The sequence below is a fragment of the Hungatella hominis genome (assembly GCF_014288005.1).
Lineage (GTDB): Bacteria > Bacillota > Clostridia > Lachnospirales > Lachnospiraceae > Hungatella > Hungatella effluvii.
The window spans coordinates 428,685-441,301 of sequence record NZ_JACOPB010000003.1; the positions used below are offsets into that span (position 1 = coordinate 428,685).

General features: G+C 50.1%; 10 protein-coding genes. 2 read left to right on the forward strand and 8 right to left on the reverse strand.

Annotation, left to right across the window (positions count from 1 at the left end; translation table 11 throughout):
* Nucleotides 1–43: 43 nt before the first annotated feature.
* From H8S75_RS09890 to H8S75_RS09910, 5 genes are all read right to left on the reverse strand, one after another.
* Nucleotides 44–1,450 carry a hemolysin family protein gene (locus H8S75_RS09890; protein WP_187021154.1) on the reverse strand — a complete coding sequence of 469 codons (1,407 nt, stop codon included), beginning with the start codon at nucleotides 1,448–1,450 and terminating at the stop codon, nucleotides 44–46.
* Nucleotides 1,451–1,756: 306 nt separating this feature from the next.
* Complete coding sequence (locus H8S75_RS09895) at nucleotides 1,757–2,104, reverse strand: type II toxin-antitoxin system PemK/MazF family toxin (protein ID WP_002600289.1); 348 nt, start codon at nucleotides 2,102–2,104, stop codon at nucleotides 1,757–1,759.
* A gap of 303 nt (nucleotides 2,105–2,407) precedes the next feature.
* Nucleotides 2,408–3,592, reverse strand: a complete 1,185-nt coding sequence (alr, locus tag H8S75_RS09900; RefSeq protein ID WP_187021156.1) for an alanine racemase — start codon at nucleotides 3,590–3,592, stop codon at nucleotides 2,408–2,410.
* 30 nt (nucleotides 3,593–3,622) lie between these two features.
* A complete protein-coding gene (locus tag H8S75_RS09905) occupies nucleotides 3,623–5,137 on the reverse strand; it encodes an NAD(P)H-hydrate dehydratase (protein WP_187021158.1) in 1,515 nt (504 codons plus the stop codon).
* A gap of 151 nt (nucleotides 5,138–5,288) precedes the next feature.
* On the reverse strand, nucleotides 5,289–5,963 hold the full coding sequence (locus H8S75_RS09910; RefSeq protein ID WP_055655681.1) for a redox-sensing transcriptional repressor Rex: 675 nt from the start codon (nucleotides 5,961–5,963) through the stop codon (nucleotides 5,289–5,291).
* Between the two features lie 247 nt (nucleotides 5,964–6,210).
* On the opposite strand from H8S75_RS09910, the gene H8S75_RS09915 reads away from it, so the two are divergent.
* A complete protein-coding gene (locus H8S75_RS09915; protein ID WP_187021160.1) occupies nucleotides 6,211–8,148 on the forward strand; it encodes an ABC-F family ATP-binding cassette domain-containing protein in 1,938 nt (645 codons plus the stop codon).
* A gap of 82 nt (nucleotides 8,149–8,230) precedes the next feature.
* Here H8S75_RS09915 and H8S75_RS09920 read toward each other — a convergent pair whose 3' ends face one another.
* A complete protein-coding gene (locus tag H8S75_RS09920) occupies nucleotides 8,231–8,992 on the reverse strand; it encodes an SDR family NAD(P)-dependent oxidoreductase (RefSeq protein WP_055655319.1) in 762 nt (253 codons plus the stop codon).
* A gap of 470 nt (nucleotides 8,993–9,462) precedes the next feature.
* Complete coding sequence (locus H8S75_RS09925; protein ID WP_187021161.1) at nucleotides 9,463–10,659, reverse strand: cell wall-binding protein; 1,197 nt, start codon at nucleotides 10,657–10,659, stop codon at nucleotides 9,463–9,465.
* Between the two features lie 185 nt (nucleotides 10,660–10,844).
* On the opposite strand from H8S75_RS09925, the gene H8S75_RS09930 reads away from it, so the two are divergent.
* Complete coding sequence (locus tag H8S75_RS09930) at nucleotides 10,845–11,060, forward strand: hypothetical protein (protein WP_002600296.1); 216 nt, start codon at nucleotides 10,845–10,847, stop codon at nucleotides 11,058–11,060.
* A gap of 78 nt (nucleotides 11,061–11,138) precedes the next feature.
* Here H8S75_RS09930 and H8S75_RS09935 read toward each other — a convergent pair whose 3' ends face one another.
* Nucleotides 11,139–12,413 (reverse strand): adenylosuccinate synthase, encoded by a 1,275-nt coding sequence (locus H8S75_RS09935; RefSeq protein ID WP_187021163.1) that lies wholly within the window; start codon nucleotides 12,411–12,413, stop codon nucleotides 11,139–11,141.
* Nucleotides 12,414–12,617: the final 204 nt, after the last annotated feature.

The window sequence follows — 12,617 nt, forward strand, 5'->3', positions numbered from 1 at the left end:
ATATTCTAAAAATCAGCATCTTTTCCATTTTAACACCATTCTGTTAATCTGGCAAGGAATTTTCGCTCTCTGCCGGGCTTTCCCCGCCATTTTCCGGCCCTGACGGGGTATCCGGCGGAGGAGCAAGCCTCTGTACGCGGATGGTGTGAATCATCTTGTTCTCCACCTGGAGAATCTTGAATCCGTATCCCTCGTATTCCACCTCTGTCTGCTCGCCTTCCTGCGGAATGCGGTCCAGTCTCGAGATGAGGAACCCGTTGATGGTGTCATAGGAGTCGTAATCATCCTCCTCAAATTCGATATCCAGGGTCTTGGCCACCTCGTCTAACGGTGTCATGCCGCTGACAATATAGGAGCCGTCCTCCGACTCGGCAATAAATTCTTCATCCACATCGTATTCATCCATGATGCTGCCGACGATCTCTTCCAGAATGTCCTCCATGGTGACGATACCGGCCGTCTGCCCGTATTCATCGACCACGATAACCATGTGAATCTTCTGGGACTGCATCTCCTTGAAGAGAGAATCGATGTTTCTCGTCTCCGGAATGAAATGGGCCTCCCGCAGAAGTCCCTCGATCTCACAGATCGGAACCGAGGCATTACCGTCGTTCTCCGCGGCAATGAGCGCATCTTTCATATGGAGGATGCCGGTAATGTCGTCAATATCCTTTTCGTAAACCGGGTACCTGGAATTATAGCCTTCCTTCAGGATGAAATTCACCGCCTCCTTTAAGGTCATGGAACCGTCCAGGGCAACCAGGTTCTTCCGGTGCGTCATGATGTCGCCGGCATCCTTGTCGTCCAGTTCGAAAATATTGGTGATCATCTCCGCCTCTCTGGCCTCTAAAACGCCCTGCTCGTGGCCTTCATTGACCATGGACATGATGTCTTCTTCTGTCACATTTTCATTGTCCGACATCATATCGATCCCGATCAGCTTCAGAAACAGAAATGCCACGGCGTTGATGAGCCAGGTAAACGGCATTAGGGGAACCATGAAAAAGGTGACGACCGGAAGCATATTATAGCCCCATTTCTCCGGGTTCTGGGCTGCACAGCGTTTCGGAATCACGATGCCGAAGCTGATAAGCAGCACGATCAGGAGAATGCCTACGATCAGAAGGCTTAAGATGGAAAGCCAGGGAGCTGACATGCTGGCCCGGCGGTCCAGAATAAGGGTTAGGCGGCCGCCCAGCTGCTCTAAAATAAAGGCACCGGTGATTATGCCTATGATATTGGTAGATACCTGTATCGTGTTTACAAACCGGGTAGGCCTGTTAACGATATGTAGCAGCTTTCTTGCCTTGTCACTGCCTTCTTCCATCTGATGCTCTAAGTCATTCGTGTTGACGTTTTGAATTGCAGCGCCAAATCCGTAAAATATGGCGTCTAACAGGATGAATAGTAAAAATATTGCCACGCTGGGAAGCGGGTTGCCATCGTCCATTGTCTTGTTTTACTCCTTTAATTGATTGTCATTGGTTGTTGTTTTTGGGGACCAGTACAGCTTTGCTGGTGCCTCCCGGCGTATTTACGCCGGGAGGCACCAGGTGTTGGGTGTTCTTTTGTCCTGCTCATAGCTATGAAAGATGATACCCTCCTCCCCCTCATTTGTCAAGTACTGAAACTGTGGTAAAATGCTCCGGTCCCGGCTCCCTGGCGGAACGAAAATCCCGAAATCCTTATGAGGAACCATAATTCTTAATAATTCTGCAGGTTTACAAGTTTATCCTGTCTCTTTCGTGTTCCTGAACTATGTATCCAGTTCCAAACTGATTTTTAACGCATAGTCCACTTTCTCCTGAAGTTCCTCATCGATGTGACAGATCTTCTCTTTCAGTCTTTGCTTGTCTATGGTCCTTAATTGCTCTAACAGGATTACGGAATCTTTTATCATATCGCATCTTCTGGTATCGAGTTCGACATGAGTGGGAAGCTTTGCCTTGTTCATCCGGGACGTGATTGCTGCGCAGATGACGGTGGGGCTGTGCTTGTTTCCGATGTCGTTCTGTATGATGAGGACCGGCCGGATCCCTCCCTGCTCGGAGCCTACTACCGGTCTTAGGTCTGCATAAAAAATGTCTCCACGTCTGATTATCACTTTCTCACACTCCGTCAATTGATTTACGTCTATTATTGACCTTTTTTGACTCGTGTATTCACTTAAGTTCTTCTGCTGAATATTTGTAACGATTCAGCCGTGCATCTTCTTGTTTCGAAAAACGCGAAACCAAGGAGCCTGGGCGTCCCGCCCTATGTCAGTTTATACAGAAAAATGCTTATACAAGCGAGCTTGTGACACATCTTTCTGTATAAACTGCCGCACTGCTGAATCGTTGCCGCATATTCTATGATATGATACGGACATGGATGACGTTATTCGTCCCTTCACTTCCTTTTCGGATTACTTTCCGAAACCTTCGTAAATATCATCAAAATAATCTTTTTTTCCGACCACTTTTCCCGCTTCTATGTAGACTCTTGGGACACGCTTGCCGATGTCGCAGAGAATTTCGTAATGGAATCCGCCGCCGATGCGCGCCAGCTCCTCTACTGTAATCTCCTCCTCTCCGTCTTTTCCGATCAGAGTGACCTCGTCGCCCTCCTCCGCCTCAGGAATATCCGTCGTATCCACCATCAGCTGGTCCATACAGACACGGCCCAGGATTCTGGCGCGGCGGCCGCGGATCAGGACATCCGCCCGGCCTGACAACGCCCGGGGATAACCGTCCCCGTACCCTACCGGGATAGTCGCAATGGAGGTCTCTCTCTCTGCCGTAAAGGTGCCGCCGTAGCTGACCGGAGTTCCCGGCGCAATAATCTTCAAATAGGTTATGGTGCTCTTTAACTCCATGGCCGGTATCAGACGAACCGGCTCCTTCTCCACCTCATCCGACGGATAGAGGCCGTAAATGGAGATTCCCGCGCGGACCGCGTTAAAGTTCGCCTTCGGAAGCTCTAAAATTCCCGCACTGTTGGAACAATGCAGAACCGGAATCGTGACGCCCCGCTCAGAAAGCATGGAAACGAACGTGGTAAACAGCTCCATCTGGCGGTCCGTGGCATCTTTGTCCTTCTCATCCGCCCTTGCGAAATGAGTGAAGAGGCCCTCGATGCGGATTCCCGGAAGACGGCTGATCCGCGCTGTCTCATCCGCCGCCGCCGCAGTCACCGGATAACCGATCCGGCTCATGCCGGTATCCAGGGCAATGTGTATGGACGCCCTTTTCCCCGCCTGTACTGCCAGTTCCGACAGGCGCGCCGCGCTTTCGTAGCGGAAGATAGCCGGGCGGAGATCGTACTCGATCAGCTGGATGAAGCTGCTCTCCGGGCTCACTCCGAGAATCAGGATAGGCTTCGTAATACCGTGTTTTCTCAATATGACAGCCTCCTCCGGGGTGGCCGTCGCGTATCCGCTTACGTAAGAGTCGATGGCACACGCCACCGGTACTGAGCCATGACCGTATCCATCCGCCTTTACCACGCCAATCATCTCAGTTCCTTCCTTTAGATTGGCCCTCATAGCTTCCATATTCTGTCTGATGGCGTCCAGATTTACCGTCTCATAAACTCTGCTGTATCGTTCCATTTCTCTATACTTCCTTCAGATTATTCTGTCTCATGATTTTATAATGTCTGCCAGTACTTCCGTCAGTTCCCGGGCCAGAAGGCCGTGCTCTCCCGACTGAAGCTTTACCAGATCCCCCGCCCGTCCGTGCAGGTACACGCCCATGGCCGCGGCGTCCGATTCCTCCATGCCAAGCGCCAGAAGTCCTGCGATAATTCCGGTCAGGACATCCCCCGCTCCCGCCTTCGCCATGGCGCTGTTGCCGCTGGTATTGATGTAGGTCCGCTGGTCCTTTAAGGCCGCCACTGTAACCGCGTCCTTCAGCACGCAGGTAATTCCATAACGGTCCGCGTATTCCCTCGCGGTGGGGATCAGATACCCTCTGATCGCCTCTACCGAACTTCCTGTCAGCCTCGCCATCTCACCGAGATGAGGCGTCACGATGATGTTCTCCGTAAAATAATTGGTCAGCTCCGGAAATGCCGCAATGGTATTGAGGCCGTCCGCATCGAGGATAATGGGGACGTAGGCATTGGCCAGCACCGTCTCCACCAGATTTCTCGTATACGGCTCCTGGCCGATTCCGGGGCCCAGGACGATGACGCTGGCCCATTCACACTGAGCCTCCAGAAGCGTCTGGAAACGCACGGTAGGCGTCTGTGCCTCCTCCGGGTCGTAGGTAGTGATGATCGCCTCAGGAAGCGAAGTCTGCAGGATCGCCCGGTTCTCCTCCACGGTAAATATCTTCACCAGACCAGCCCCCATCCGGTATGCCGCCATGGCGCTTAAATAGGCCGCTCCGCTCATATTTTTCGAACCCGCGGCAATCAGGACACGGCCGAAGGTTCCCTTATTGGAATATGCCGGCCGGGCTGGAATCATACGGATATCCTCAGCTTCATAGGTAAACAGTTCCGGGCTCAGCCTCTCTAAGCTGACCGGCGGAAAACCGATATCCGCCACAACAACGGCGCCGCTGTAAGCGCGTCCCGGATAGAGGAGCGTCCCAAGTTTTTCATAGCCAAAGGTCACCGTCACATCGGCCTTCAGGGCGATTCCCATGACCTCCCCCGTGTCAGCGTGAATTCCGGATGGAATATCCACAGCCACCACGTAAGCCGCTCCGCATCCGGGGAGCGTGGCCAGTAAGTCCCGGTACGTTCCGCCTACCTCTCTGGACAGCCCCACGCCGAACACGGCGTCGATAATAAGTTCGCAGCGCCCCGGTATAAAATCGCTGTACTCAATCAGATTCAGGCCCAGCCGCTCCGCAATGGCCAGCTGCTTCTTGTATTCATCCGTCCCGTTCTCCTTCGTCCCTGCCAGGATCACGGTCACGGTGTACCCCTTTAAATGGAGAAGCCTGGCGGCTGCAATCCCATCCGCCCCATTATTCCCAGTCCCGCAGACTGCCCAGATACGGTCCTTTTTCTCCGCCATTTTCTGCACTTCGCGCACAACGGCCGCGGCCGCCTGCTCCATAAGCACCAGTGAAGGGATTCCTATGGACTGGATGGTATAGCTGTCCACTTCCTTCATCTGGCTTCCCGATACCAGATATCTCATACCCATTCGCCTTTCCGACTAAAAACTCAGCCCTCAGTCTTAACGATCTGAAACTCATCTCTGCATTTTCTCTATTATAATACAAAACTGCCGGCAGGCAAAGAAGAATTTCTCCTTTGCCTGCCGGCACTCATTTCACAAAGGAAATGGGTCAAGATTTGCCTTTTTCCCGCTCCGCCTTTTCTTCCTCTGCCTTGTCCTGCATGCTGCAAACCTTATAGGATAAGCGCATCAGGCTCTCAGAAAGGTGTACGTTCTCCACCACCACGTCATCCGGTACCACCAGATCCGTATGGGCGAAATTCCAGATTGCCTTGATTCCGGCGCTCACAAGACGGTCCGCAATCTCCGGCGCCTTGGTCTTCGGTATCGTCAAAGCTGCAATCTGAACATCGTTATCCCTCACAAACTGCTCCAGATCATCGACACTTCTGATCTCAATCCCTCGTACGACGAGCCCGATAAGACGGGGATTAATATCGAACATTCCCTTAATCAGAAAGCCCCTCTTCTCAAAATTTGCATAATTGGCAATTGCCTGTCCCAGATTACCCGCACCGATAATCACAATATTATGCTGTCTGTCGATTCCGAGGATCTTAGCGATCTCCGTATATAAATACTTTACATTATAGCCATAGCCCTGCTGTCCAAAGCCTCCGAAATTATTCAGATCCTGGCGGATCTGAGACGCAGTAACCTTCATACGGACACTCAAGTCATTGGAGGAAATTCTTTCCACCCCATCCTCCATCAGTTCTCCAAGATATCGGTAATATCTCGGTAACCTCGCAATCACTGCTTTTGATATCTCTTTTTCTGCCACATCTTCACCTTCTTCAATAGTTTGTTTATTCCTTTTCATCCCTCTGTCTTACAGCGGCGGGGGACTTTTCGCTTGTTTTGTTAAATTAACTACTATTATACAGGCATGACAAAATAATGTCAAACAGGTTTTATTTTTCTTGCTTGGGCGTTCCTCTTAATCGTTGCAGTTGAAAAAAATTCCAACCTATATTATACTATTCGTGTTATTCAACATTTATTCGATCCATTTAAGGGGAGGAACTACCATGATTTTATCATGCAGCAACATAAGCAAGGCCTTTGGAAGCACGGAAATTATCCGCCATGCTTCCTTTCATATAGAGGATCATGAAAAGGCAGCCATCGTCGGCATCAACGGCGCCGGCAAATCCACACTGTTAAAAATCATCATCGGAGAGCTGGCCGCCGATGAAGGCGAGGTCGTCATTTCCAAGGGAAAGACACTCGGATACCTGGCGCAGCACCAGGAACTGGGCGGTGATCGGTCCATTTTCGACGAGGTACTGGAGGTAAAGCGGCCGCTGATTGAGATGGAAGCAAAAATCCGCAGACTGGAGCTGGATATGAAGCACGCTTCCGGAGATGAGCTGGAAAACATGCTTACCGTCTACAGCCGTTTAAACCATGAGTTTGAACTTCAAAACGGATACGCCTACCAGAGCGAGGTAACCGGTGTGTTAAAAGGTCTGGGCTTTACGGAGGAAGAATTCACGAAGCCGGTATCGGCCCTGTCCGGAGGCCAGAAGACCCGAGTCTCCCTGGGCAAGCTTCTTTTAACAAAGCCCGATATTATTCTTCTGGACGAGCCTACCAACCATTTAGACATGAACTCCATTGCCTGGCTGGAGGGTTATTTGACCAATTACGATGGAAGCGTCATCATCGTCGCCCATGACCGGTATTTCCTCGACCGCGTCGTCACAAAGATTATCGAGATGGACAGCGGCAATCTCGCCGTATACCAGGGCAATTACACAGCTTACAGTGAAAAGCGCGCCATGATCCGGGACGCAAAGATGAAGGCTTATTTAAACCAGCAGCAGGAAATCCGCCACCAGGAGGAGGTCATTGCGAAGCTGAAATCCTTCAACAGGGAAAAATCCATCAAACGGGCGGAAAGCCGTGAAAAGATGCTGGACAAGATCGAGGTCCTGGAAAAACCGGCGGAAGTCAATGACGAGATGCGAATCCGCTTAGAGCCTAACATCATCAGCGGTAACGATGTGCTGACCGTCCGTGACCTAAGCAAGGCCTTCGGTCCCAACCATCTGTTTGACCATGTGGATTTTGATATCAAACGGGGGGAGAGGGTTGCCATTATCGGAGGCAACGGAACTGGAAAGACCACGATTTTAAAGATATTGAACAACCTGCTGCCTGCGGATACCGGGGAAATTCGTCTCGGTTCCAAGGTGCATATCGGTTATTACGACCAGGAACATCAGGTTCTGCACATGGAAAAGACGCTCTTCGACGAGCTTTCTGATACGTATCCCAACATGAACAACACGCAGATCCGGAACATTCTTGCCGCGTTTCTGTTCACAGGAGACGATGTGTTCAAACGGGTCAAGGACTTAAGCGGCGGCGAACGGGGACGCGTCTCTCTGGCGAAGCTGATGCTGTCCGAGGCCAATTTCCTGATCCTGGATGAGCCGACGAACCATTTGGATATCACCTCCAAGGAAATTCTGGAGGATGCGCTGAACAGCTATACGGGCACAATTCTCTACGTGTCCCACGACCGTTACTTCATCAACAAAACGGCCACCCGCATTCTCGACCTGACGGGTCACACACTGGTCAATTACATCGGCAATTACGATTATTATCTGGAAAAGAAAGAGCTGATGACAGAGCTTTACGCCTCAGAGCCGTCAGGAAATCAGGAAAACGGAACGGAAGGCGGCGCATCACAGACTCCCGAGGGTTCCGAAGTCAAACAGGACTGGAAGGCATTTAAAGAGGAACAGGCCAGAATCCGCAAGCGGCAGAACGACTTAAAGAAGACCGAGGATGAGATTCATCAGCTGGAGACGAGGGACGGCGAAATCGACGGGCTTCTCACCCGGGAAGAAGTCTTCACCGATGTCTCCCGCCTCATGGAACTCAATAAAGAGAAAGAAAATATTCAGACAAGGCTGGAAGAACTCTATGAAATTTGGGAAACGCTTGCTGAATAGGAACGGTTCCACCCGACTCGCTGCTCGCGGGAATAAAAAGAATCCACCGGAAGACGTATCGTCTCCGATGGATTCTTTTCATTTATGGTCTCAATCCGCTTCCACCCTGAAGTGTAATTGTTTCACCTGTCACATAACTGGCGTCGTCTGATGCAAGAAATACGCAGACACGTCCGATATCCTTCTCCGGATCTGCAAATCGCTTGAGAGGAATGCTCTGAATCGTCTGGTCATACAGTTTGGGATACTCATCTTTCCACTTTTCCAGACCAGGTGTCATGGCCAGCGGGCAGACTACATTCACATTGATTCCAAACTCGCCCCACTCTGCCGCCGCCACACGGGACATACCACGAATTCCCTCTTTGGCTGCTGCATAGGAAGACTGGCCCAGTTTGCCGAACAGGCCCGCTCCGGAGGCGAAATTGATTACGCTGCCTTTTGTCTCCTTCAAATACGGGAATGCCTCTCTCATATAGAAAAACGTCGCATACAGACCGGAATAGATCGCAAGGTCGAAATCCTCTTTCGTGTGGTCCACCAGCATTGTGCCGGACTTGGAAACCTGTGCGTTATTGACAAGACAATCCAGCTTGCCAAAGCGGTCAACCGCCTGCTTTACCACGTTCTTCACAGCCGTCTCATCGCCGCCATCCGCAACTACGAACAGCGCTTCAATGCCGTAATCTGCTTCCAGATTCTCTCTTGCCTCGATCAGTGTACTCGCCGTACGTCCCGTAATAACGATATTGGCGCCCTCTTCCGCAAATGCCTTTGCAATACCATAACCGATCCCTCTCGCACCGCCGGTAATCAGTACGACTTTACCTTCCATCTTCTTCATGGATGCCGCCTCCTCATTAATAATAAAAACGATTTAGATTGAACTAAGATAAGCTTTTCATTTATAAGTTATTTCTATTTTGTTAAATAATTAACGTTCTATGGTTAGTATATACCTGATGCCTTCAGGAGTCAAGAGTAAATAAGTATTTTTTTATCGATTATTTTGTAATGATGTCTTTAACATCGCTTCGTTTATTCGTATCCTGTTTTCTGCGTCTATTATCTCCTGTCTTCTATCTCCCTATCCTTTCAGAAGCAATAAAAAAACAGGATTGCTCCTGCTTTTTTATCGTTCCTATTATTTTTCGTATATAGGTTTCATTCCACGCTTAGTCATTTCGCTAAGTGCCGTCTATTTTGTTGTTTCAATCCACACTCGATCATTTCACAGAGTGCGGCTACATCTTATAGATGCGCGGCTTCACTTCATGTCAGTGGGGGAATTCTCGCTTGTTTTGTTAAAGCCGCTTACCGCGCATACAAAACCTTCCTCAAAATCTCACAGACCTGAGGCGAATCCGCTTCCATAGCGGTTCTCGTATCGTTGTCGCTTAAGTATGCCTCCACCAGCTTACCGAAATAAAACTGCATGTTGTTCGTGTAATAATCGGGGACATCGACGAACTCATCCACATTCCCCTTATTCATGGCCAGATCCACAGCGAACTGGCTGTCGCTGTCAAAACAGTCGGCCGCGTATCCGATGTATTCTCCAAAGGCCTGGGTCAATCCCTCCGGCTTGCAGAACTTAATCTTCCGGTAGCTCGTATCCAGCTTATGATACACATAGTATGTACTGCCGTCGGATTCGGGTGCGGAAAAATATTCCTTATCCGGATAATAGAGAATTTCCCATCCGTGATCCACAAAATACTTGATCCAGCCTCTCGGAATATGCTCGAGGGCTGCTGTGATCTCCTCTTTCGTCTCAGATGCCACAGATGATTCCCTGCTCTTTCCTTCTATCACGATGTCATAGCGCTTATCCCTCTGGCCGTTCTCGTCCATATAGAACAGTCCAACATACTGATTGGCCGCCATCTGGCCATCCTCGAAGAAATAATACCGTTTCCCGTCGATCGACTTATAACCGGAAGAAGCCATCTCTCCTCTTGTGGAAAACCAGTACCAGCTTCCGTCTTCATCCTGAAACCAGCCCTTCTTCGCAGTGCCATCCGCATTAAAATTGTACCATTTCTCATCGTCATCATTGTAGCACCAGCCGATTGCCAGATCTCCCGTCTCCCGGAAACAATAGTTATATCCGCCGATCTTCTGCCAGCCCACAGCCATAAGACCGTCCTTGCCAAAATGGTACCAGTAACCGCCGATCTGCTCCCAGCTGTTCTTCTTATACGTTCCAGCTTCGTTATAATATCTCCAGCCGCCGTCTTCCTGCTTCCAGGTTCCCTTTACTTCATTCCCGGAGTCTGCCTCCGGCGCCTGCCCGGCTGTGTTCTCTGAGGTTCCGTTTGCCGGGTTTCCATTCTCTGCAGCTCCGTTTGCCGGGTTCCCATTCTCTGCGGTTCCATTCTCCGCGGTTCCGCTCTCTGAAGTTGTGTTCTCTGTTTGAACGGCCCCCGTCTCATCTGCCGCGGCTGCCATGACGCTTCCGAGGCTTAAGAGCATGCTCACTGCAACCGCCGCTGCCCATCTTTTCTTCAAGAATACACACTCCTTCCCTGTCTTTTCACACGTTATCTCTCTCTGATTGTACTATAATCTGGTAAAAAAGTACAGGCTGCAAATCTGAAGTTTTTGTGAACAAATCCCAAATCCTTACCTTGAGTTTCCGAAGTTTTCTGTTATAATAAAGGGAAGTACCATCCCAAAGAAAGCGAGGTGTCCCCATGAAATGGAAACGCCCTCTGGCCATGGCCGGAGTTATATTCATACTGGCCATGTATGTTATCGCCATCGTTTCGGCTTTCTCCAAAAGTCCGTCCGCAAATAACTGGCTGATGGCCGCTATCTTCTCAACCGTCGTCATACCGGTCATATTGTATGCTTTTCAACTGGTGTACAGGCTCTTAAATCCTGAGGAAAAAGACAGAAACAACGAATAGAAAAAAGACGGCCATATCCGGAGGGTTCTTTCTCGGATTTGGCCGTCTTTCATTTTCTGCCAATGAATAAGGACAGTCTTATCTGTAAATGATCTCGTCTCTCCCCGGTCCATTGGAAACCATGGTGATCGGAGTCTCAATCTCTTTCTCAATAAATTCAATATATTTCCGGCAGTTTTCCGGCAGGTCTTCGTACTTTTTGATACCACGAATTTCACATTTCCAGCCAGGAAGTGTCTCGTAGACCGGTTTTGCGCGCTCCAAACGGACTGTAGTCGGGAAATCCTTCGTAACCTCACCGTCAATCTCATAACCGACGCAGACGTGAAGCTCATCTAAATATCCCAGTACATCGAGAACGGTCAGTGCCACCTCTGTGGATCCCTGAATCCGGCATCCATACCGGCTCGCAACCGCGTCAAACCAGCCCATACGTCTCGGACGTCCTGTTGTTGCTCCATACTCACCGCCGTCGCCGCCGCGCTTTCTCAGTTCATCAGCTTCCTCGCCGAAGATCTCGCTGACAAATGCACCTGCTCCAACCGCACTGGAATATGCCTTCACAACGGTAGTGATATTCTTTATTTCATAAGGCGCGATTCCTGCGCCGATGGCCCCATAAGCCGCCAGTGTAGAGGAGGATGTAACCATCGGATAAATGCCGTGGTCCGGATCCTTTAAAGAGCCAAGCTGGCCTTCCAGCAGGATATTCTTTCCCTCTTTGATGGCATCGTATAAGTATTTAGACACATCACAGACGTAAGGAGCCACCATATCACGGTACTGAAGCATTGTCTGAAACAGCTCCTCCGGGTCGAGAACCGGCTTGTGGTATAAATGCTCCAGCATCACGTTCTTCGTCTCGCACACCTGCGCTACTTTTTCCTTTAAGGACTCACTTTCAAACAGCTCGCTGACCTGGAATCCGATCTTTGCATATTTATCTGAATAGAATGGAGCAATACCCGACTTTGTAGAGCCAAAGGACTTCTTCCCAAGACGTTCCTCTTCATACTGGTCGAACAGAATATGATACGGCATCAGAATCTGCGCGCGGTCAGAGACGAGAATGTGCGGCTTCGGAACGCCCTTCTCTACCAGCTCGTCAATTTCCTTAACCAGAAACGGGATGTTTAACGCCACGCCATTTCCAATTACGCTCGTCGTATGGCTGTAGAAAACGCCGGACGGCAGAAGGTGGAGCGCAAACTTGCCATAGTTGTTGATGATCGTATGTCCTGCATTGCTGCCTCCCTGAAAACGGATGATGATGTCGGACTCATTCGCCAGCATGTCCGTGATTTTTCCTTTTCCCTCATCGCCCCAATTGGCGCCTACTATTGCTCTTACCATTTGTTTGTTTCCTCCTTTACTTCACTACGGTTTGCGGGGGTCTCGATTTTGCTTCGTTCTACACCGCGACGGGTTTCGATTTTGCTTCGTTCTATCCCGCAGTGGACCTCGATTCCGCTCCGCTCCATCTCGGTCACGGGCTTCGCCCTATGGAATCCGGTAAGCAGCAATCTGCTTTCATGCAAGCATGACGCAGATTGCTGC